Source organism: Nocardioides sp. NPDC006303 (genome assembly GCF_040613175.1).
GTDB lineage: Bacteria > Actinomycetota > Actinomycetes > Propionibacteriales > Nocardioidaceae > Nocardioides.
This window is the reverse complement of sequence record NZ_JBEXRR010000056.1, coordinates 1-21,209: the sequence shown is the minus strand read 5'-3', so window position 1 is coordinate 21,209 and position 21,209 is coordinate 1. Positions and strand designations below refer to the sequence as shown.

The window sequence follows — 21,209 nt, the reverse complement described above, 5'->3', positions numbered from 1 at the left end:
CCCGCGGAAGATCCCCCATGCTCAGTCAAGTCCCGCGCTCGAGGATGTACGTCGCGGCAGCCGTTGCCGCCGTCGTCCTCGTGAGCGTCGCGGTCGTGCTCATCGTGCGCAACCCGTCCGGCCCGGCAAACGCCGGGTCGGACTCGACGGTGGCCGCCGCACCCACCTCGACGGCGACCCCGTCGGAGAAGGAGTCCGAGTCCTCCGATTCCGAGGAGTCGGAGCCGGGAAAGCCGTCGGGCGACAACCGCACTGTCGGCCTCCAGGCCGAGGCGACCTCGGCCCCGGGCGTGACGGCGCGGCTGGCCAGGATCGACTCGGTCGAGGCCACGGCGAGCCTGCCCGGCGAGATCGGCGGTCCGGCGCTCGCGATCACCGTGAAGGTGAAGAACCAGACCGGGAAGAAGCTCGACCTGGCGCTCGGTGTGGTCAACGCCTACTACGGGTCTGAGCGCACCCCGGCGGTCAGCGTCGCCTCCGACGGCGAGGTGCCGTTCCCGGCCTCGGTCGCGGACGGCGAGTCCGCCAAGGGCGTCTACGTCTTCCAGATTCCCGAGGAAGCCCGCCCCGTACGCGTCGAGCTCGATCTGGGCAACGGCGCCGACGTGGTGGTCTTCAAGGGCCGTCCCCAGCGATAACCCTCCCCCCACGATGAGAGATGTGATGAAGCCGATCCTGGCTGTTCTGTTGCTCGCGGCAACGAGCCTGACCTTGGCCTCCGCGACCTCCGCATCGGCGGACACCGCGCCGACCGATCCCGACCTGCCGAAGACGGTCGCTGCCGACGTACTTCCCACTGTGCAGATCAACGGCGTCGCCTGGAAGCAGGTGATCGTCGGCGACATCGTCTACGTCGGCGGCAACTTCACCTCGGCGCGCCCGGCGGGCGCCGCTGCCGGCACCAGCGAGACCGCCCGGTCCAACATGCTGGCCTACCGGCTCTCGACCGGGAAGCTGGTCACCACCTTCGCGCCGAAGTTCAACGGCCAGGTCAAGGACATGGCGCTCTCGCCCGACAAGAAGCTGCTCTACGTCGCGGGCGGCTTCACCCAGGTCGACGGCGTCAACCGCTACCGGGGCGCCGCCATCAACCTCGCGACCGGCAAGGCGACGAGCTTCCGGCCGATCTTCAACTCGACCACCAACGCGGTCGCGGCCACGTCCAGCGCCGTCTTCTACGGCGGCGTCTTCACGTCCGCCGACAACACGGCACGTACGAAGGTGGCCGCCGTCAAACCGAGCGACACCGGCACCGGCCTGCTGCCGATGAACCCGAAGCTCGCCGGCGGCAACGTCAACGACATCGTGGTCTCCTCCGACGGCACCAAGATCGTCATCGGCGGGGCGTTCACCAGCGTCAACGGCTCCTCCAACCCGGGCTACGGCCTGGCCCGGATCGAGGTCTCCTCGGGCAAGTCGCTGGCGTTGCCGGTCAACTCCGAGATCCGCAACGGCGGCGCCGAGGCCGCGATCCTCTCCCTGGAGTCCGACGGCACCAGCTTCTACGGCACCGGCTACGACTACGGCAACGGCGGCAACTCCGAAGGATCCTTCAAGGCCGACTGGGCCACCGGCAAGCTGACCTGGCTCGAGGACTGCCACGGCGACACCTACGCCGTCTGGCCGACCGCCGCGGCCGTCTACCAGGCCAGCCACAAGCACGGCTGTGACACCTCCGGTGGCTTCCCGGAGACCAAGCCGCGGGCGTGGTACCACGCCACCGCCACGACCCAGGACGTACGCGGCACCAACATCGCCGACGACAAGTACGGCTACCCCGACCACCCCGGAACCCCGCGCCCGGAGTTCCTGGAGTGGTATCCCAAGTGGACCAACGGCACCTACACCAGCGCCAAGCAGTCGACCTGGACCGTGACCGCCAACGGTAGCTACGTGCTGTACGGCGGTGAGTTCCTCAAGGTCAACGGCGTCGCTCAGCAGGGTCTGGTGCGGTTCGCCGTCAAGGACATCGCTCCCAACAAGGTCGGCCCGACGCTCAAGGGCGCCAAGTGGGCGCTGACCGGCTCCTCACCCTCCGCGGGCAAGGCCACGCTGAAGTGGCCGGGCAACCCCGACAAGGACAACGCGACCGTCACCTACAAGCTCTACCGCGGCTCGCTCGACTCCACGCCGATCAAGACCGTGAAGGTCTCGGCCCCGTTCTGGAAGCACACCGCGATGACCTTCACCGACACCGGCCGCGCCAGCCGCTCGTCGCAGAAGTACAAGATCGAGGCAGTGGACCCGCTCGGCAACGTCTCACGCTCCGACTGGGTGACGGTCACGATCAAGTGATGCTCGTATGACAGGTCCGATGGCTCAGCCGGTCTGGGTCTGCATGCTCACCTACCGGCGCCCCGAAGGGTTGGCCGAGGCGATCGGCATGCTCCGCACCCAGCTCGACCTGGTTCCTGGCGCGCGGCTGCTCGTCGTCGACAACGACGAGCAGCCCAGCGCCTCTGGTGCTGTGGCGGAGGCGGCCGGATGTGACGTACGCGTCGTCTACGTCCACGAGCCCACTCCAGGGATCGCCGCCGCCCGCAACCGGGCGCTCACCGAGGCCGGTCCCGAGGCGGTCGTCGTCTTCATCGACGACGACGAGCAGCCCTCGGAGAAGTGGCTGCCGACCCTGCTCGCCTGTTGGGAGGAGACGGGCGCCGCTGCCGTCGTCGGGCCGGTGCTCTCCACGTTCACCGCCGAGCCGGAACCGTGGATCACGGCGGGTGGCTTCTTCCAGAGGCTGCGGCATGTCACCGGCACCGTCGTCACCACCGCGGCGACCAACAACCTGCTGCTCGACATGCGCCAGGTCGGCCCGCTGCGTTTCGATCTCGGCTTCGGCCTCTCCGGCGGCTCCGACACCGTCTTCACCCGCACCCTCTCCGCCGCCGGCGGCCGGATCGTGTGGTGCGACGAGGCCCCGGTCCATGACCTGGTCCCGGCCGACCGCGCGACACCGGAGTGGGTGCGCGCCCGAGCCTCCCGCATCGGCAACTCGGACTCGCGCGTGCAGGTCTACCTCGCCCCCTCCGGCCGCCGTCCGGTGGCCCGGCTCCGCGCCACCGCCCGCGGCATCGTCCGCGTCCTGGGCGGATCCGCCCGTCTCGTCGTCGGCCGCCTCACCGGCTCGCTGACCCACCACGCCCGCGGCACGCGTACCCTCCTCCGCGGCGTCGGCATGCTCCGCGGCGCCTGGGGCTCCTACGTGACCGAGTACGCCCGCTGACCCACGCTGGTCGAGCCGCCGGAGCCGCTAGGCGGAGGCGTGTCGAGACCAACACGGTCTTATCGGCGCTCGCTGGGACTGTGTCGGCTGCGACTCCGCGCTGTTATGTGCGATGCGGGCCTTCCGCGAGGTAGCGGCGGCGAGCGCGCGCGTCACGACGGCGCCGCCGTGGCGCCGGCAGCTTTTGTGTCGGCGGGGACGGCTCGGCAGCAGCCTCCTTGCGCTGGAGCAGGAACACTCCGAGCGCCAGCGCGAGCGGGGGCAGCGAGCTGATGATCGGGCCGAAGAAGAGGTTCCAGCCGAGCTGCAGGGCGAGGAAGATGCCGAGCGCGGTGCCGGTGCGGTGGGCCATGCTGCGGCCCAGATAGATGGTGGCGAGCCACAGCAGCCACCCCGCCAGCACGAGCCCGGCGAGCCCGAACCAGATCCACAGGTCGCCGATCAGCGAGTGCACCTCGATCCGGGTGCCGAACATGTAGTGCTCGACGTAGCCGTTGTCGGGGTCATAGCCCAGAAGAGACATGCCCTGCTTCGCGGCCTGCATGTCGGTCGGCGTGGCCATGACGCCGGCGCCGTAGCCGAGTGGCTCGTGGAGCATCAGCGCGACCGTGGCGCCGATCTCGGGCCGACCGCCGAGGATGAGGGACCCGGCCGCCTGGGTCTGCTCCTCGGTGCGCTCCTGGGCCGACTGGCCGAGGTAGCCGTCGAGTGCCGCGCCCTCCAGTGCCCGGTAGAGCCCGAGCCCCAAGGCCCCCACCAGCACCAGCGAGAGCAGCGCCGAGGTGGTCCGCTTGGCGGTCTTCGGCCGGTGCTGCCACAGCAGCAGCACCGCGGTCATGATCAGGAACGCGCTCATCGACCTGGCCCCGGACAGCGCGGTGACCGCGGTGAGGATCCCGAGAGCGGTCATGTCTGCGAGGAGCCGCTTGCGGGGACGCTGCCGGATGAGCAGGCAGGCTCCCAGCAGCAGAATCGTCGAGGGCATCGAGAACCCGAACCGCCACGGGTCCTCGGCGAACCGGGAGTTCATCGTCGCGGTCATGAACGAGCCGACGGCGTAGAGGCACACCACGACCCCCGGCGACAGCACCCGCTGCGCCCACAGCAACGCCCCGACGCACATCGCGGCCGAAACGACCGGCAGCAGCTCGAACAGCACACCGGCCTCGGTCGGCGGGTGGGTCGCCGAGCGCCAGGTGGCGAGCGCCAGCGCGGAGAAGAGGCAGGCAAGAAGGAGTACGCCGCCCAGAGCCGCGCCGCGGTAGCGGCTCGCCTCCCGGATCCAGACCGGCGCCAGGGCCGCACCGATCAGCCCGCCCACGGTCAGGCCACGGACGAGATCGAAGTCGGTCCCGGCGAGGAACGCCGCGGCACCGGCCAGGAGAGCGGTCAGCACCTCCCAGCCGGTGCGCTCGACGCGTTGCGTGCGCCCGGTGCGCCCGGTGCGACCGGCGCGAACCGGGACCGCCGTCGCGACGGCCATGCTCAGCTCCCGGCGGCCGGGTAGCCCTGCTGGCGCGGTTCCCGGGGACGTACGAGACCGGAGAGGAGGCGGGCGAACCAGCTCTGCTCCGGCTGGCCGTAGTAGGTGTGCGCGGCGGTGTCGCGGACCTGGTTGGCGACGATGCCGAGGCAGCGGGCATCGACGGCCTCGAGGCTGTCGATGGCCTCCAGCACCTGCGGGCGGTGGATCGTACGGCAGTTGGCGACCACCAGGGCGCCGTCGGTCAGCCGGGACAGGATCGCGCCGTCGGCCACCGGGAGCAGCGGCGGGGAGTCGAGGATGACCACGTCGTAGCCGGCGCGCGCCTCCTCCAGCAGGTCGGCCATCCGCGGCGAGCCGATCAGCTGCGCGGGGTTGGGTGGGATCTCGCCCATGGTGAGCACGTGCAGGTTGGCGTCGCCCCAGACCTGGACGACGTCGCCGAGCTCGGCCTTCCCGATCAGCACCGTCGTCAGCCCGGCCGCACCCTCCAGGCCGCAGTAGTCGGCGACCGCGGGGCGGCGCATGTCGGCGTCGACCAGCAGCACGCGCTGGCCCTGCTCCGCGATCGCCAGGGCCAGGTTGATCGAGGTGGTCGACTTGCCCTCGCCGCCGATCGAGGAGGTCACGACCATCGAGCGGACCCTCGAGGAGGCGTCGAGGAACTGCAGGTTGGTCTGCAGCCTGCGATAGGCCTCGGCGGCGACGTTGTGCGGGTCGATGGCGGTCACCGCGCCACGCGAGCGCCGCTGACCGCGGCGCCGGGGGATCGCCCCCAGGAGACCGACGTCGGTGAGCTGCTCGATCTCGGCTGCGGTCCTGACCCGGGTGTCCAGGAGGGCGCGGACCACGGCGATCGCGACGCCGAGGCCGAAGCCGCCGGCGAAACCGACCAGAGCGGCCAGCCGCGTGCGCGGTGCGAACGCCTCCTGGGGCGGGTCGGCCCGGGCGACCACGGTCACCTGGACTGCCGGCTTCTTGTTGGAGCTGGGGGAGAGGTTCGTGATCGTGGTGGTGAGCTCGTCGGCGACCGCGTTGGAGAGGTCGGAGGCGCCGGTGCTGGTGGTGGCCACGGCGTCGATCTCGATGATCACGGTGTCGAGCGGGTTCTCGGCGGTGATCTCCTCGGCCAGTGCCTTGGGGGTCGTGTCGAGGTCGAGGTCGTAGATGACCTGGTCGAGCACCACCGGCATCGTCGCCAGCTTGGCGTACGACTGGACGATGTCCTGGGTGAAGGTCGAGCCCTGGACCAGTTCCTGGGTCGTCGCGCCGCGGGCGATCGAGACGAAGACGGTGCTCTGCGCGCGGTACTGCGGCGGGCTCGCGTGCGCCTGCGCGAAGGCCGCGCCGGCACCGATGATCGCGAGCACCGCGACGATGTACCAGCGCTTTCGCAGGGCAGCGACATAGTCGCGCAGGTCCAACAGGTCACTCCATCCGATTTCTTTGCCAGGCTGCTTGTCCGGGACTCACCCGCCGAAGCGGAGCCCGAGGCAATGGGTGGCGCCGTCAGGGCGGGGCCACGGGGCCATCGCACATCCTCACCCCGTTTTGGGGATGACAGGGCCGGGTGTCCGGCCCGTTCACCCAAATGGGGGATTGATCGGCCGTCGGTTTCTGGGGCCGTACGTCGACTGCGTAATGTCTGTCCGTCACGTTCGGGGGGTTGGCCGCGTGGATGTGAGGTCCGCGCTCGAGAACCGGCAGGCAACTGTTTCGAAGGTAGGCAGGGATGGACACCGCGACGATCCTGGTCGTCTGCAGCGGGAACGTACGACGATCGCCGGCGATCGAGGCGATGCTCCGTGAGGGCGTCGGCCAGGTCGGTGGGCTCGCTCGCCACGGCATCACGGTGATCTCGGCCGGCAGCGAGGCGCTCGAGGGCTACGACATGGACCCGATGATCGCCTCCGAAGTGGCTCTCGCCGGGGTCCGGCTGACCAGGCACCAGGCCTACCCGCTCGACGTCGACGACATCGAGAGCGCCGACCTGATCATCACCGCCGAACGCTCCCACCGCAGCGAGGTCGCCAAGCTCGTGCCCTCCGCGGTCAAGCGCACCTTCACCCTCGTAGAGATCGCCGCGCTCGGCGACCTGCTGGGACGGACCGCCCTGGGTGGCCCCGCGGGTTCGGAGGCGGACGCGGCCACCCGGCTGCGTACGCTCGTCCAGCTCGCTCCGCTGCAGAAGGCTCGACGGCGGGTCCGACGGCCGGCCGACGACGACCTCCAGGACCTGAAGAAGCGGACCCCGCGAGAGGCCCGGCGACTAGTGACCGAGGCCCGGGGCCACGTCGAGTCGCTGCTGCGGGTGCTCGAGCCGAGCTTGTCGCTGGTTGCCAAGCCCCAGCGCCTCGCTCCCGACATCCCCTCGCCGGCCGAGCCGGTCGAGACCACCCAGCCCCGGTCCGCGCACTCCACCCGGTCAGCGGGTTGACCGTGGCGTGTTTGAAGGCAAGTTAGGGTTACCTACATGAGCCGTCCCGCCAAGCCTGAGACCATCCTCGTCGTCACCGCCACCGAGCGGCTCAGTCCGACGATGATCCGGGTCAGCTTCCGCTCCGAAGACCTGAGCGCCTTCTCGTCGAGCGTCTTCACCGACCGCTACGTGAAGCTCGCCTTCCCGCAGGTAGACGGCGAGGTGGTGCGCACCTACACCGCCCTCAACCCCTCGGTCCAGGACGGCACCCTCGACATCGACTTCGTCGTCCACGGCACCGAGGGGTACGCCGGCCCCTGGGCCGCGGCGGCCATACCCGGCGACACCCTCGTGGCTCGTGGCCCCGGCGGCGCCTACTCGCCCGACCCGGAGGCCGACTGGCACCTGATCGCCGGCGACGAGACCGCCCTGCCCGCCATCCGCGCCGCGCTGTCCGCACTGCCCTCCGACGCCCGCGGCTACGCCGTCATCGACATCCCGGCGCCGGGCCACGAGCAGCCCCTCGACCACCCCACGGGCGTCGAGGTGACCTGGCTGGTCACCGGCGGCCACACCCACCACGCCGCCGAGGACGCCGAGGGCCACGAGCAGCCGCTGGTCACCGCCATCCGCGACCTGAAGTGGCTCGACGGCCGCGTCCACGCCTTCGTCCACGGCGAGGCCGCGGTCACCATGCACGGCATCCGCCCCTACCTCCTCAAGGAGCGCGGCGTCCCGAAGGCCGACCTCTCCATCTCCGGCTACTGGCGCCGCGGCCGCACCGAGGAGACCTTCCGCGACTGGAAGCGCGAGCTCGCCGAGACCGAGTCCGCCTGAGTCAGGTGCCGTTCTCGCTGAAGTGCTGGTAGTCCTTCAGCGAGTTCCAGTCTCCGCCCCACTCCCAGCCGATGTCGGCGAAGGCCTGGACCACGACGTCACCGTCGTGGATCATCCCGGGCGCCCTCCTGGACCGGTCCAGATACCAGCGGGCGAGCTCGGGGATGACGCGGTCGCCCCTGACGTACGGGTTCTGGAAGGTGTTCAGGTCGATCGCCAGGCCGTAGGCGTGCTGGGAGAACGAGGTCTGGCCGACCGAGGGGCGGCAGACGAAGCCGCCGGTGCCGTTGCCGTCGCCGGTCGGCGGTGCGTCCAGGGCCGCTTTCGTGGTGATGTCCATCTGCTCGATCGGGAACCTCGCCTCGTAGAGCTGCCGAAAGACCCCGACGACGTCCTCGGCGACCCGGGCGTTGATCAGCATCTCGCCGGTGTGGCGGGCGCCGTCGAAGCCCCAGAACGTCATCCGTACCCAGGCCAGCTCCTGCCGCGAGATCGGGCAACCCGGCACCCAGGTCGAGCGCGCGATCACCTCGTCCGGCGCGATGTCGACCTCGGCCGTGAAGCCGTCACCGGGCAGCATCGGCATCATGTCCGGCAGCGTCCACGCCCGGTTGCGCAGCTCCTTCGGCGTCGGCCCGGCGATCCCGTAGCCCTCCGCGTCCTCCTTCAGCACCCGGGTGCCGAGCCACGGCGGCGGCACCGTCCCCGGTTTCGCGACAGCCGGAGAGGAAGGCGAAGGTACGTCGCTGGGTGACGGCTCCGCCGACGTCGAGGGAGCCGAGGCGCTGGTCGTCGACGACGGTTTGGCTTCGGGCGTCCCGCCGCAGGCGCTGAGTGCGAGCAGGAGGGCAGCCGTTCCGGCGAGGTACGTCCTGGCTCTCAGCGATCCGCGAAACGTCATCGTGGCCACGCAGCCATCGCGGCCGTGGCGAGGCCGCGCAGCTCCTGCCGGGTGGCGCCGTCGATCGCCTGCACCGACATGCCCTGGATCACCGCGCCGAAGAGCCGCGCCAGGGCGCCAGCGTCGGTCCCGGCCGGCAGCTCACCCTCGGTGACCGCGGTCCGTAGCCGCTGCTCGATCCCCGCGAGCGTCTCGGAGCGCATCTTCGCCGGGCGGGTGGCGACGCCGCGTTGGGCGGTGCCCAGCGCCAGCGCGGCCGTCGAGACCATGCAGCCCGGCGGCAGCCCGCTCTCGCTGAACCGGTCGGCCGCCTCGTACAGGAACTCCGAGATGGCCTCGCGAGCCGGCCCGTCGGGCCGGAGCACGTTGCCGTGCTCGCTGGCGTAGCGCTCGAGGGCGGTCTGGTAGAGCACCTCCTTGGAGCCGAACGCCCCGTAGAGGCTGGGGGCCTTCAGCCCGGTCGCGGCCTCGAGTGTCGCGACGCTGGTGCCTTCGTACCCGTGCTCCCAGAACGCCCGCATCACGGCGTCGAGCACCGCGTCCTCGTCGAAGGAGCGGGGTCGCCCGCGGGAGGGCTTGCGCATTTCCATAGTGATCCCTACATTAACCCTCGCTGCATTATTTAGCGACTACTACAGAAATGAGACCGAGATGGCCCGCAACGCACTCGTCACCGGAGCCTCGCGCGGGATCGGCCGCGCGATCGCCGTACGTCTGGCCGCCGACGGTGTCGGCCTGATCGGCATCCACTACGGCTCGAACCGCGCGGCCGCCGAGGAGACCGCACGGCTCGTCGAGTCGGCCGGAGCCCGGGCGGTCCTGATCGAGGCGGACCTCGGCGAGGACGGCGCGAAGGCGGCGGCCGAGATCGCGGAGGCATGGACCGAGGCGGCGCTCGCCGATGAAGGCGGCCTCGACATCCTGGTCAACAACGCCGGCATCAACGGCAACCAGGAGCTCCACGAGCTCGACCCGGCCACCGCGCGCCGTGTGCTCGAGGTCAACCTGATCGCGCCGATGTTCCTGACCCAGGCGGTCACCCCGCACCTGCGCGAGGGCGGCCGCGTGATCAACGTGTCGACCGGCTACACCCGGGTCGCGGCGCCGACCCATCTGGCGTACGCCGCGGCCAAGGCCGGCATCAACAACCTCACCCGCGCGCTGGCCGCGCCGCTCGCCGCGCGTGGGGCGACGGTCAACGCGGTGCTCCCCGGCGTGATCGAGACCGACATCAACGCCGACTGGATCAACCTGCCCGGGCCGCGGGCGCAGGCCGACGCGCTGTCGGTCTTCGGCCGGATCGGCACCCCGGAGGATGTCGCCGACGCCGTCGGCTTCCTCGCCTCACCGCAGGCGCGCTGGGTCACCGGCGAGACGCTCGACGTCACCGGCGGCTCGGCGCTCTGAGTCACTTGACTTCGAGTGCACTCCAACCTGGACACTGGAGTCCATGACGACGCAGGCGGACAGCAACGGGCTCAGCATCGCCGAGGTGGCCGCGCGGACCGGCCTGACCGCACACACGCTGCGCTACTACGAGCGCGACGGGCTGATGCTCGGGGTCGGCCGCAACGGGTCGGGCCACCGCGCCTACACCGAGGGCGACCTCGGCTGGATCACGCTGATCACCCGGCTGCGCTCGACCGGGATGCCGATCCGGGAGATCCGGCGCTACGCCGAGATGGTCCGCGACGGCTCTGGCAACGAGGAGGCCCGCCTCGCCCTGCTGCGCGCACACCGCGACCGGGTGCGCGCGCAGCTGGAGGAGACGGCTGCCCATCTGGACGCGATCGAGTTCAAGGTCTCCTACTACGCCGCAGCCGTGGGCGAGACCGATCCCGATGCCGAGCTCATCGCCCAGCAGCGTCGAGCCGAGCCCTCTGCTCCTCGCTGAGCTCAAGGTCCACCGCCGCCAGGCTCTCCTCGAGTTGGGCGACGGATGAGGCCCCGATCAGCGGGATCACCGGGAGCGCGTCCCCGATCATCCAGGCCAGCACGACCTGGTTGCGGGTCGCACTGGTCTCGGCCGCGACCTCGTCGAGCACCGCGAGCCGCGCGGTCGTCCCCGGGTGGTCATAGGCGGGATCGAGCGGCTTCGAAGGATTCGTGTAGGCCCCGGTGAGCAGCGGCGTGTAGGCCACCAGCGTCAGCCCCGGCGTCGCCCGCAGGTAGGCGAGCAGGGAAGCATCGGCGACGCCGATCTCGCCGTCGACCGAGAGCCGCGGGTTCGGGATGTCGGTGCGCATCCGCAGATAGGTGTGGTGATACTGCAGCACGCTCGGCCGGGCCTCCTCCGGGTTGGCCGCCCGAGCCCGCTCGACCTGCCAGGACCAGTGGTTGCTCAGCCCGAACTGGCCGATGACACCGTCCTTGACGAGTGCGGCGAAGCCCGCGGCGTACTCCTCCAGCGGCATGCCTTTCGTGTCCGGCACGTGCGCGTAGTAGAGGTCGAGCCGCTCGACGCCGAGGCGTTCGCGGGAGCGGTCGGCCTGCTCGCGTACGTTCTCCGGAGCCAGCCCCTCCCAGGTGCGGTTGCGCTGGTTCAGCCATCCGTTCTCGACGCGCTCGACGACGTCGGTCGGGCGTGCGCCGACCTTGGTGGAGATGACGAGCTCCTCGCCGATCCCGCGGTCCCGGCGCCACTGCCCGAGCACGGTCTCGCTCTCGCCGCCCTGGGTGCCGTTGGCCCAGTAGGCGTAGTTGTTGGAGGTGTCGACGAAGGTGCCGCCGGCCTCGACGAAGCGGTCAAGGATCGCGTACGACGTCTCGACGTCCGCGTCGGTCCCGAACCGCATCACGCCGAGCGCGAGCTTGCTGACGCGCCGTGATCCGGCGCCTGATCCGATGGTCGTGTATCTCATGCGATCCACGCTCCGGCCTCGCGCGCGCTCGAAGTCAAACGTCTTTACGAACGTCTTCTAGACTGGTGCCAGCACCCCCTGTCTTTCCGGCCGGGGGCTCTCGTGCTTGCCTGTCTTTTTGGAGTCACCCGTGATCCTCGCCCCGCTCGCCGATCTCGTCCTGCGCGATGCTGCCCTGAGCGAGGTGATGGCGGAGGCCAAGGGCGGCCGGATGCTGGCGCTCGACGTCACCGGCCCGGAGGCGCTGCGCCCGTTCGTCGTCACCGGTCTCGTACGCCAGGAGCGCACCGTCCTCGCGGTCACCGCGACCTCCCGCGAGGCCGAGGACCTGGTCAGCGACCTGACCGACCTGCTCCCGCCCGACTCGGTCGCCTACTACCCGAGCTGGGAGACGCTGCCGCACGAGCGGCTCTCCCCGCGGTCGGACACCGTGGGCCGTCGGCTCGCCGTGCTCCGCCGCCTCCGCCACCCCACTCTGCCTGACGCTGGCGACACCGCCCACGGACCGCTGAAGGTCGTCGTCGCCCCGGTACGCAGCGTGCTGCAGCCGCAGGTCAAGGGCCTCGGCGACCTGGAGCCGGTCGAGCTGATCACCGGTCAGGAGGCGACCCTGGACGTCGTCGTCCAAAAACTCGCCGACGCGGCCTACTCCCGCGTCGACCTGGTCGAGAAGCGCGGCGAGTTCGCCGTCCGCGGCGGCATCGTGGACGTGTTCCCGCCGACCGAGGAGCACCCCGTACGTGTGGAGTTCTGGGGCGACGAGGTCGACTCGATCCGTCACTTCGCGGTGGCTGACCAGCGCGCCATCCCAGCCGAGCACGGCGGCGAGACCGAGCGGCTGTGGGCCCCGCCGTGCCGCGAGCTCCTGCTCACCCCGGAGGTCCGGGCGCGCGCCAAGGCGCTCGGCGAGGCCCACCCCACCCTGATCGAGCTCACCGACAAGATCGCCGCCGGGATCGCGGTCGACGGCATGGAGTCGCTCGCGCCCGCGCTCGTCGACGACATGGAGTTGCTGCTCGACCTGATCCCGGAGGACAGCCACGTCCTGCTGCTCGACCCCGAGCGGATCCGCAGCCGCGCCCACGACCTGGTCGCGACCGCCGAGGAGTTCCTCGGCGCCTCCTGGGCCGCCGCAGCCAGCGGGGGAGTCGCCCCGATCGATCTCTCCGCGGCCTCCTATAAGGACCTCGCCGACGTACGCGCCCACGCCATCGCCCAGGGCAAGCCGTGGTGGTCGGTCAGCCCGTTCGGCCTCGACGACGCCGCCGCTGATCTCGCCGACCCGGACGTCGTCGGCGTCCCGGCCCGCAAGATCGACTGGCAGCCCGCAAAGGCCTACCGCGGCGACACCGCCGCCGCGCTGACCGACATCGAGAACTGGCGCGACGACTCCTATCGCGTGGTCGTGGTCCAGCCCGCGCACGGCACGGCGCAGCGTACGGTCGAAGCCCTGGGGGAGCGCGACGTCCCGGCCCGCCTGGCAGAGGGTGACGAAGAGAGCGCCAAGCCCGTCCACAAGACGGTCACCATCGTCCACGCCCGGCTCAACCACGGCTTCGTCGACGAGGGCAACCAGCTCGTGGTGCTCACCGGCGAGGACATCTCGGGGCAGAAGTCGTCCACGCGCGACATGGTCAAGATGCCCGCGCGGCGCAAGAAGCAGATCGACCCGCTCGAGCTCAAGCCCGGCGACTACGTCGTCCACGAGCAGCACGGCGTCGGCCAGTTCATCGAGATGAAGCAGCGCGAGGTGCAGGGCGCGACCCGCGAATACCTCGTCCTGGAGTACGGCGCCTCCAAGCGCGGCGGGCCGGCCGACCGGCTCTACGTCCCGGCCGACGCCCTCGACCAGGTCACCAGGTACGTCGGCGGCGAGCAGCCGAGCCTCGACCGGCTCGGCGGCGCGGACTGGCAGAAGCGCAAGGCCCGTGCCCGCAAGGCGGTCCGCGAGATCGCCGCCGAGCTGATCAAGCTCTACGCCGCGCGGCAGGCGACCAAGGGCTTCCAGTTCGGCCCCGACAACCCGTGGCAGCGCGAGCTCGAGGACGCCTTCCCGTTCCAGGAGACCGCCGACCAGCTGGCCGTCATCGACGAGGTCAAGCAGGACATGATGCGGCCGGTGCCGATGGACCGGCTGGTCTGCGGCGACGTCGGCTACGGCAAGACCGAGATCGCGGTGCGGGCGGCGTTCAAGGCGGTACAGGACGGCAAGCAGGTCGCGGTGCTGGTGCCGACGACGCTGCTGGTCTCCCAGCACCTGTCGACGTTCATGGAGCGGATGTCGGGCTTCCCGGTCAACGTACGCGGGCTGTCCCGGTTCCAGACCGACAAGGAGGCCGCCGAGGTCATGGCCGGCCTCGCCGACGGCACCATCGACATCGTGGTCGGCACCCACCGCCTGTTCAACAAGGACATCCGGTTCAAGGACCTCGGCATGATCGTCGTCGACGAGGAGCAGCGCTTCGGCGTCGAGCACAAGGAGGCGATGAAGCGCCTGCGCACCTCCGTCGACTTCCTGTCCATGTCCGCGACCCCGATCCCGCGCACCCTGGAGATGTCGATCACCGGCATCCGGGAGATGTCCACGATCACCACGCCGCCCGAGGAGCGACACCCGGTCCTGACGTACGTCGGGGCCTATGAGGACCGCCAGATCGTCGCCGCGGTGCGGCGTGAGCTGCTCCGCGAGGGACAGGTCTTCTACATCCACAACCGAGTCAACTCGATCGAGAAGGCGGCCGCGCGGATCCGCGAGCTGGTGCCCGAGGCGCGGGTCGCGGTCGCCCACGGCCAGATGAACGAGAAGCAGCTCGAGCAGGTGATGGTCGACTTCTGGGAGAAGGAGTTCGACGTGCTGGTCTGCACCACGCTGGTCGAGTCGGGCCTCGACGTCTCCAACGCCAACACCATGATCATCGAGCGCGCCGACACCTTGGGGTTGTCGCAGCTCCACCAGCTCCGCGGACGTGTCGGCCGCTCCCGCGAGCGCGCCTACGCCTACTTCCTCTACCCCGGCGAGAAGCCGCTGACCGAGACCGCCCACGAGCGTCTGGCCACGCTGGCGCAACACTCCGACCTCGGTGGCGGCATGGCGATCGCGATGAAGGACCTCGAGATCCGTGGCGCCGGCAACCTGCTCGGTGGCGAGCAGTCCGGTCACATCGCCGACGTCGGCTTCGACCTCTACGTGAGGTTGGTGGGTGAGGCCGTCGCCGAGTTCAAGGCCGGCCCGGACGGCGCCGCCGAGGAGCTCAACGAGGTACGCATCGAGCTCCCCGTCGACGCCCACCTGCCCCACGACTACATCCCCTCGGAACGGCTGCGCCTGGAGATCTACAAGCGCCTGGCCGAGGTCCGCTCCGACGAGGACGTCGAGTCGGTCGCCGCCGAGCTCCTCGACCGCTACGGCAAGCCGCCCGCGGAGGTCTCCTCGCTGCTCCAGGTCGCCCGCTTCCGCGCCCGCGCCCGCCAGGCCGGCGTCTCCGAGGTCACCCTGGCCGGGAAGAACGTACGCTTCCACCCGGTCTCGCTGCCCGACTCCCGCGTCGTCCGGCTGAACCGGATGTACCCGAAGTCGCTGGTCAAGCCGCAGCTGGACACCATCATGGTCCCTCGCCCGGTCTCCTCCGGCTTCCCCGCCAAGCCCCTCGACGGCCCCGACCTGCTCGACTGGGCCAGGGTCGTCATCGACGCGATCATCGACCCGCTCACCTGACCCCGCACGCCGAGTCGGCTCGTCATAACGAGCCGACTCGGCAAGGTTTGGGGTTTCATATCCACAAAATGGAGGTTATTATCCATTTTGTGAGAAGTCAGGCTCCGGTGCTCGCGCCTCTGTTCCGGTCGGAGGCGCAGGCGCTGCTGCTCTCGGAGCTGCTGCTCCCGGCCGAGGAGATGAGCATGACCGACCTCGCCGAACGGGCCGGGCTGCCCTATCCGACGGTCCATCGCGAGGTCGCGCGGCTGCTCGAGGCGGGGCTGCTCGTCGACCGTCGTGTCGGACGGACCCGGCTGATCAGGGGAAACGAGCAGAGCCCGCTGCTGGCGCCGACGCGCGAGATCGTGCTGACGGTCACCGGCCCGGTCGTGCTGCTCAGGGAGGCCCTCGAGGACCTCGACGGGATCGAGCGGGCGTTCCTCTTCGGCTCGTTCGCGGCCAGGGCGAAGGGGGAGCCGGGGCCGCCGCCGAACGACATCGACCTGATGGTGATCGGCAGCCCCGACGCGCGGGCCGTCTACCGCGTCTGCCGGGAGGTCTCCGACAGCGTCGGGCGCATCGTCAACCCGACGATCATGAGCCCGGAGGAGGTCGAGGAGCAGACCGGCTTCCTCGAGGAGGCCCGGGCCAACCCGGTGATCGAGATCTATGGAGGAGGACCGGATGCCCCTGCCGCTGACCCCGGAGCAGCAGAAGGCGGTTGACGCGCTCGTACGCTCCGGCGCCCTGCGCGCCGTGAGACCGGATGAGAAGAAGGCCCGTGCCTTCCTCGCCGGCGCGGAGTCGGCCCTCGCCGACGTACCCAACGTCACCCGGACCGAGAACCGCTACAACCTCGCCTACAAGGCCGCCCACGACGTCGGCGAGGCGGTCCTCGCGGGCTACGGCTACAAGACGACGTACGGCGCCGGTGGCCATGTGAAGGTCGGCAGGTTCCTCGCCGCCATCTTCGACACCCCGCCGCCGCGCGACGCAGCCGCCCACTACGACGTGATGCGCTTGGACCGCAACGCCAACAACTATCTCGGCAAGCCGGTCACGCACGCCGCCGCCGACGCGGCCGCGGAGGCAGCGCAGACGTTGTACGACGCCGCCCTGGCGCGCCTCGACACCTGAGTCAGCTGACTCAGGTGCGAGTGCCGCCCGCGCGGCGCAGCGCCGCCAGGGTCGTGTCGGGGCCGGCGTTGAAGGCGAAGCGGGCCCCGGGCGCGAGCTCGTGGACCAGGTTGACGATCGCCTCGAAGAGCTCGGTGTGGGCCGGGACGGCCCGGACGCCTCCGCCGATCATGACGATGTCCCAGGGCTGCTTCTGTAGTGCTTCGCGCACCTGCGCGACGGCGTCGTCGACACCGGTGCCGATCTCGCAGGAGAGCGCGTCGTAGCCGGCCTCGGCGACCTCGGCGTTGCCGACGGCGATCCGCTCCTTCAACGTGGCCAGGTCGATCGGTGCGTCGGAGAGGTCGACAGCCTCGGGCGCCAGCCCGATGAGGAGGACTCGGTTCATGACAAGGACGCTACTCACCCGTCCCACGCGCAAGAATGGCCGCGTGACCGGCGAGCCAGAGGTGCGCTACGCGCAGACCAGCGACGACATCGCGATCGCCTACCAGGCCGTCGGGAGCGGGCCGGTGACGATCTGGATGCCCTCGCTCAGCAACATCCGGGCGCAGTGGCGGGTGCCCGCGCTGCGGATGGCCTACGAGCGGCTCAGCCAGGACCTGACGCTCGTGCTCTACGACGGCCGCGGCACCGGCTCCTCGGACCGCCGCGCCGGCGACCTCGGCCTCGACGCACACCTGCGCGACCTGGAGGCGGTCATCGAGGCGGTCGGTGCCGACCGGGTCAACTTGCTCGGCTACTACCACGCGGTCGCGGCCGCGGTGGCGTACGCAGCGACCAACCCGCAACGCGTCGACCGGATGCTCCTGTTCGGAGGCGCGGCGCGGATGCGCGAGGCGATGAGTCCAGCGCAGACACAGGCGCTGCTGTCGCTGGTCGAGCAGGACTGGGACCTCTTCGCCGACGCCGCCGCGACCGCCTGGCTGGGATGGGGGTCGGGTGAGAACGCCGGCCGCGTCGCCGAGGCGTTCCGCACCGCCGCGACGCCCGCGGTCGCCCGCGACTGGTTCGCGGAGGCCGCCCGGATGGACGTCAGCGACCTCCTCGACCAGGTGGTGGCGCCGACGCTCGTGCTGCACCGGCAGGGCGCCAGCCAGATCCCGGTCGAGGTGTCCCGGCGGCTGGCCGACGGCGTACGCAACGGAACGCTCGTCGAGCTCGAAGGGAGCACCCCGACGCTGTTCGTCGAGGGCGGAGCCCGTGACCTCGCCATGGTGAGCCGCTGGTTCCTGACCGGCGAGGTGCACCGCGGGTCCGCGCCCGCCTCGGGTCAGGCGACAACGGCACTGACCACCCGCGAGCACGAGGTGCTGAGGCTGATCGCCACGGGACGTACGAACGCTGTCATCGCCCGGGACCTAGGCATCGCCGAGCACACCGTCGAGCGCCACGCCGCCAACCTCTACCGAAAGCTCGGCGTACGCAGCCGCGCCGAGGCCACTGCCTGGGCGATCCGCAACGGGGCGGCCTGAGGGAACACTGACGGGAACCCGTCAGTCTGGCTGCCCACTGCCCGGGAAGCGGCAACCCCGGATCCTGGGCACAGTGGGGAGCATGACGACGACGATCACTCCCAGCAACGACTCCTGGCGGATGGCGAAGGCGACCGCCCCGATGATGCGGACCCTCGCCGGGCGCCGCCTGTTCCCGCTCTGGGCCGTGGTGCACCACCGTGGCCGCAAGACCGGACGCGACCTGAGTCTTCCGGTCGCACTGCTGCACACCGAGGACGAGTTCGTGATCACGCTCCCGTGGGGTGCCGGCACCAACTGGGTACGCAACGTGCTGGCCGCCGGTGAGTGCACGATCACCTGGAAGGGCCGCGACCACGCCGCCACCCAGCCGCGGATCCTCGACCGCGACGAGGCGCGTCCCTACTACGACGGCTTCTCCTGGTGGATGGTCGAGAAGGCGTTCAAGGCCGACAGCTTCCTGGCCCTGCGTCGGTGAGAGTCCACACTGCGGCGCCGTTGCTCCGTGACGTACGCCTGTGTCTGGCAGGATCGACGCATGACGATGGAGGCTTTCGGCGAGCAGTCCTTCCCTGAGGAGCCCTTCGGCAACGAGTGGGACACCGAGCCCGGGTGGCTCTCCGAGGAGGAGCTGGGCGAGACCCGCGGGCGTGTGCCCATCCTCTACGTGGAGGCGGTCCCGGTGCGTGTCGACCCGGACGGCCGGGTCACCGAGGTCGGGCTGCTGCTGCGCGGCTCACCCACGACCGGGACGATCACCCGGTCGCTGGTCTCCGGCCGAGTGCTGCACGGCGAGCGGATCCGCGACGCGCTGATGCGCAACCTGGAGAAGGACCTCGGCCCGGTCGCCTTCCCGACCCTGCCGCTGACCACGGTGCCGGTGACCGTCGCCGAATACTTCCCGTGGCCCGGCGAGCGCTACCAGGACGCGCGCCAGCACGCGGTCTCGCTGGTCTACGTGATCCCCGTGACCGGCGAGTGCGAGCCGCGCCAGGACGCCCTGGAGCTGTCCTGGATGACCCCGACCGAGGCCGCCTCCGACGAGGTCGTCGGCGACATGGAGGGTGGTCGCGGCGCGCTGCTGCGGCAGTGCCTGAGCGCGTTCGGGGCGCTGGATTGAGCCCAGGCGACGACGAGGGCAGGACGTACGCATCGGGGGAGGGGCTCGTCGAGTTCCTCGACCTGATGCGGCTGATGCGTGAACGTTGCGTGTGGAAGTCGTCGCAGACCCACGCGTCGCTCGCGCAGTATCTGCGCGAGGAGTCCGACGAGGTCCTCGAGGCCATCGATGAGGCCGACCCCGAGCACCTCAAGGAGGAGCTCGGCGACCTGCTGCTCCAGGTCTACTTCCACGCCGCCATCGCGGAGGAGGCCGGCGAGTTCACCATGGACGACGTCATCGCCGGCCTCACCGCCAAGATGAAGCGCCGCAACCCGCACGTCTTCGGCCCCGAGGCCGCCTCCGGCCGCCGCTACACCCTCGAAGAGGTCGAGCAACTCTGGTCGGCCGCCAAGGCCGCCGAGCGCGCCCACCCCGCCGAATAGGCACGTACGTCGGCCGAGACGTCAGTTACGTCGGCCGAGACGTCAGTTACGTCGGCCGACACGGCAGTTACGTCGGCCGACACGGCACCTCGGTGCCGTCTCGGCCGACGGGAGCGACGCCTCGGTTCGCGTACGTGACTTCTCGGCCGACGGGGGCGACCTTTCGCGGAGCCAGGGGGATGAGCATGGCCGCGAGGGCCGCGCCCAGGGCGACGACGGTGAGGAAGCCGAAGCCGTTGACGTACCCCTGCTCGGTCGGGTAGCCCGACGGCAGAGTCTGGGCGGTGACCAGGGAGGTCATGACCGCGGTTCCGATGGTGCCGCCGACGGTGCGGATGTTGGCGTTCATCCCGGTGGCCACGCCGGTGTGCTCCGGTGGCACCGCGGCCACGACGGCGTTGGCGAGGTTGGCGAAGACCAGGCCGGTGCCGAAGCCCGAGAGCCCGGCGGCGACGCACATCTGCCACGGCTCGTCGTGGACGAAGGCGACCATGGCCAGGGAGACCGCGGTGAGCAGCCCGCCGATGACCAGGATGCGACGCATCCCGATGAGCTCGGCGAGCCGGGCGCTGACCAGACCGCACAGGAACGAGGTGATGGCCGTCGGGAGCATCAGGTAGCCGGCGACGGTGACCGACGCGCCGAACCCGTAGCCGGCTGACGGCGGGGTCTGAGTCAGCTGCGGGATGAAGCCGAAGGAGGCGTACATCGCGATGCCGATCAGCAGGGCGACCAGGTTGGCGGTCCATACGCCGCGGCGGCCCATCAGGCGCAGGTCGACCAGCGGCTGCCGTAAGGTCCACTCGACCCGGATCCAGGTGGCCAGGAGCACCACGGCGGCACCGAGCAGACCGATGGTGGCGGGCGAGGTCCAGCCCCACGACGGCGCCCGGCTGACACCGAGGAGGAGCGCGACCAGCCAGCCGGCGAGGAGTACGGCGGGAAGCAGCGGGATCGGCTCACGGGTGAGCACCGGCGACTCCGGCACCAGCCACAGCGCGGCGATCGCGGCGCCGGCCGCGACCAGCGCGGGCAGCAGGAACAGCGCCCGGAAGCCGAGCGTCTCGGCGACCGGACCTGCCAGCACGATTCCGGCCGCGAAGCCCATCGAGAGCAGCGACGAGGTCACCGCGATCGCACCGGCGACGCGCTCCTTGGGCAGCTCGTCACGCAGGATCGCGAAGGCGAGCGGCAGGGTGCCGCCACCCAGCCCCTGCAGAACGCGCGCGCCGATCATGACCTCGATGCTTGGGGCCGCGGCGGCGAGGAGGGCGCCGGCGGTGAGGGCGGCCAGGCTCCACACGTACATCCGGCGCTTGCCGAAGGAGTCGCCCATCCTGCCGATGATCGGGGTCGCGACCGAGGCCGAGAGCAGGAAGGCGGTCAGGATCCAGGACCCTGTCGCCTGGTCGGTCTCCAGTTCGGTCTGGATCAGCGGCATCGTCGGCACGGAGACCGACTGCAGCAAGGAGTAGGAGCAGACGCCGATGGCGACGATGGCGAAGGTGAGGCGGGGGCTGGTGTGGGTCACGGACATCGAGGCAAAGTTTCCACGGCCGGGTCGATCGCCCGCGCCCAGGAGGCGTCGGGCGCGATCCCGTGGGTCCCCGGTCAGCACACCGACATCT

The 21,209-nt window shown here is 70.6% G+C and carries 21 protein-coding genes; 14 read left to right on the top strand and 7 right to left on the bottom strand.

The features are described from left to right. Positions 1-17: 17 nt before the first annotated feature. Genes ABZY89_RS27210 through ABZY89_RS27200 form a run of 3 tightly spaced genes read left to right on the top strand, consistent with a single transcriptional unit; the run spans position 18 to position 3,226 of the window. Complete coding sequence (locus ABZY89_RS27210) at positions 18-638, top strand: hypothetical protein (protein WP_355232301.1); 621 nt, start codon at positions 18-20, stop codon at positions 636-638. Positions 639-663: 25 nt separating this feature from the next. Continuing rightward, positions 664-2,295, top strand: a complete 1,632-nt coding sequence (locus ABZY89_RS27205) for a hypothetical protein (protein ID WP_355232300.1) — start codon at positions 664-666, stop codon at positions 2,293-2,295. Positions 2,296-2,314: 19 nt separating this feature from the next. Then, positions 2,315-3,226 (top strand): glycosyltransferase, encoded by a 912-nt coding sequence (locus tag ABZY89_RS27200; RefSeq protein ID WP_355232298.1) that lies wholly within the window; start codon positions 2,315-2,317, stop codon positions 3,224-3,226. 103 nt (positions 3,227-3,329) lie between these two features. On the opposite strand, the gene ABZY89_RS27195 is transcribed toward ABZY89_RS27200, so the two are convergent. Both ABZY89_RS27195 and ABZY89_RS27190 read right to left on the bottom strand, forming a co-directional pair. Then, positions 3,330-4,709: a hypothetical protein gene (locus tag ABZY89_RS27195; RefSeq protein ID WP_355232296.1), complete on the bottom strand. Its 1,380-nt coding sequence runs from the start codon at positions 4,707-4,709 to the stop codon at positions 3,330-3,332. A gap of 2 nt (positions 4,710-4,711) precedes the next feature. After that, a complete protein-coding gene (locus tag ABZY89_RS27190) occupies positions 4,712-6,133 on the bottom strand; it encodes a polysaccharide biosynthesis tyrosine autokinase (RefSeq protein ID WP_355232294.1) in 1,422 nt (473 codons plus the stop codon). A gap of 308 nt (positions 6,134-6,441) precedes the next feature. Between ABZY89_RS27190 and ABZY89_RS27185 the strand changes: the two genes are divergently transcribed. Beyond that, entirely contained in the window at positions 6,442-7,146 is a 705-nt protein-coding gene (locus ABZY89_RS27185) for a hypothetical protein (RefSeq protein WP_355232292.1), read from the top strand. Positions 7,147-7,182: 36 nt separating this feature from the next. Then, the gene (locus tag ABZY89_RS27180) at positions 7,183-7,965 is read left to right on the top strand and encodes a siderophore-interacting protein (protein ID WP_355232290.1); all 783 of its coding nucleotides are present in this window, start codon (positions 7,183-7,185) and stop codon (positions 7,963-7,965) included. A gap of 1 nt (position 7,966) precedes the next feature. Here the strand turns inward: ABZY89_RS27180 and ABZY89_RS27175 are convergent, their stop codons facing one another. Both ABZY89_RS27175 and ABZY89_RS27170 read right to left on the bottom strand, forming a co-directional pair. After that, positions 7,967-8,866 carry a M15 family metallopeptidase gene (locus ABZY89_RS27175; RefSeq protein ID WP_355232288.1) on the bottom strand — a complete coding sequence of 300 codons (900 nt, stop codon included), beginning with the start codon at positions 8,864-8,866 and terminating at the stop codon, positions 7,967-7,969. After that, complete coding sequence (locus ABZY89_RS27170; protein WP_355232286.1) at positions 8,863-9,450, bottom strand: TetR/AcrR family transcriptional regulator; 588 nt, start codon at positions 9,448-9,450, stop codon at positions 8,863-8,865. Before ABZY89_RS27170 ends, ABZY89_RS27175 begins: the two co-directional genes overlap by 4 nt. Before the next feature lie 67 nt (positions 9,451-9,517). On the opposite strand from ABZY89_RS27170, the gene ABZY89_RS27165 reads away from it, so the two are divergent. Next, positions 9,518-10,273, top strand: coding sequence for an SDR family oxidoreductase (locus ABZY89_RS27165; RefSeq protein ID WP_355232284.1), 756 nt, complete (start codon positions 9,518-9,520; stop codon positions 10,271-10,273). Positions 10,274-10,316: 43 nt separating this feature from the next. Then, a complete protein-coding gene (locus tag ABZY89_RS27160) occupies positions 10,317-10,760 on the top strand; it encodes a MerR family transcriptional regulator (protein ID WP_160025038.1) in 444 nt (147 codons plus the stop codon). On the opposite strand, the gene ABZY89_RS27155 is transcribed toward ABZY89_RS27160, so the two are convergent. Beyond that, a complete protein-coding gene (locus tag ABZY89_RS27155) occupies positions 10,717-11,727 on the bottom strand; it encodes an aldo/keto reductase (RefSeq protein WP_355232281.1) in 1,011 nt (336 codons plus the stop codon). The two genes, ABZY89_RS27160 and ABZY89_RS27155, sit on opposite strands and share 44 nt — an antisense overlap. A 187-nt stretch (positions 11,728-11,914) precedes the next feature. On the opposite strand from ABZY89_RS27155, the gene mfd reads away from it, so the two are divergent. The 3 genes from mfd to ABZY89_RS27140 all read left to right on the top strand — a co-directional run bounded on the left by mfd (position 11,915) and on the right by ABZY89_RS27140 (position 16,561). Then, positions 11,915-15,442 carry a transcription-repair coupling factor gene (gene mfd, locus ABZY89_RS27150; protein WP_355232315.1) on the top strand — a complete coding sequence of 1,176 codons (3,528 nt, stop codon included), beginning with the start codon at positions 11,915-11,917 and terminating at the stop codon, positions 15,440-15,442. Positions 15,443-15,531: 89 nt separating this feature from the next. Further along, a complete protein-coding gene (locus ABZY89_RS27145) occupies positions 15,532-16,149 on the top strand; it encodes a MarR family transcriptional regulator (RefSeq protein ID WP_355232278.1) in 618 nt (205 codons plus the stop codon). Next, positions 16,109-16,561 carry a hypothetical protein gene (locus ABZY89_RS27140; protein ID WP_355232275.1) on the top strand — a complete coding sequence of 151 codons (453 nt, stop codon included), beginning with the start codon at positions 16,109-16,111 and terminating at the stop codon, positions 16,559-16,561. The genes ABZY89_RS27145 and ABZY89_RS27140 overlap by 41 nt, the downstream gene beginning before the upstream one ends. Before the next feature lie 10 nt (positions 16,562-16,571). Here ABZY89_RS27140 and ABZY89_RS27135 read toward each other — a convergent pair whose 3' ends face one another. Further along, positions 16,572-16,949, bottom strand: coding sequence for a hypothetical protein (locus tag ABZY89_RS27135; RefSeq protein WP_355232273.1), 378 nt, complete (start codon positions 16,947-16,949; stop codon positions 16,572-16,574). A 43-nt stretch (positions 16,950-16,992) separates the two neighbouring features. Here ABZY89_RS27135 and ABZY89_RS27130 point away from each other — a divergent pair, with 43 nt between their 5' ends. The 4 genes from ABZY89_RS27130 (at position 16,993) to ABZY89_RS27115 (ending at position 19,581) form a co-directional block, all read left to right on the top strand. Then, positions 16,993-18,036: an alpha/beta fold hydrolase gene (locus ABZY89_RS27130; protein ID WP_355232271.1), complete on the top strand. Its 1,044-nt coding sequence runs from the start codon at positions 16,993-16,995 to the stop codon at positions 18,034-18,036. 82 nt (positions 18,037-18,118) lie between these two features. Then, positions 18,119-18,514 carry a nitroreductase/quinone reductase family protein gene (locus ABZY89_RS27125; RefSeq protein ID WP_160025031.1) on the top strand — a complete coding sequence of 132 codons (396 nt, stop codon included), beginning with the start codon at positions 18,119-18,121 and terminating at the stop codon, positions 18,512-18,514. 60 nt (positions 18,515-18,574) lie between these two features. Beyond that, positions 18,575-19,156, top strand: coding sequence for an NUDIX hydrolase family protein (locus ABZY89_RS27120; protein WP_355232268.1), 582 nt, complete (start codon positions 18,575-18,577; stop codon positions 19,154-19,156). Continuing rightward, entirely contained in the window at positions 19,153-19,581 is a 429-nt protein-coding gene (locus ABZY89_RS27115; RefSeq protein ID WP_355232265.1) for a MazG nucleotide pyrophosphohydrolase domain-containing protein, read from the top strand. Before ABZY89_RS27120 ends, ABZY89_RS27115 begins: the two co-directional genes overlap by 4 nt. Before the next feature lie 67 nt (positions 19,582-19,648). Here ABZY89_RS27115 and ABZY89_RS27110 read toward each other — a convergent pair whose 3' ends face one another. Then, complete coding sequence (locus tag ABZY89_RS27110) at positions 19,649-21,112, bottom strand: MFS transporter (RefSeq protein WP_355232263.1); 1,464 nt, start codon at positions 21,110-21,112, stop codon at positions 19,649-19,651. Between the last annotated feature and the right edge of the window lie 97 nt (positions 21,113-21,209).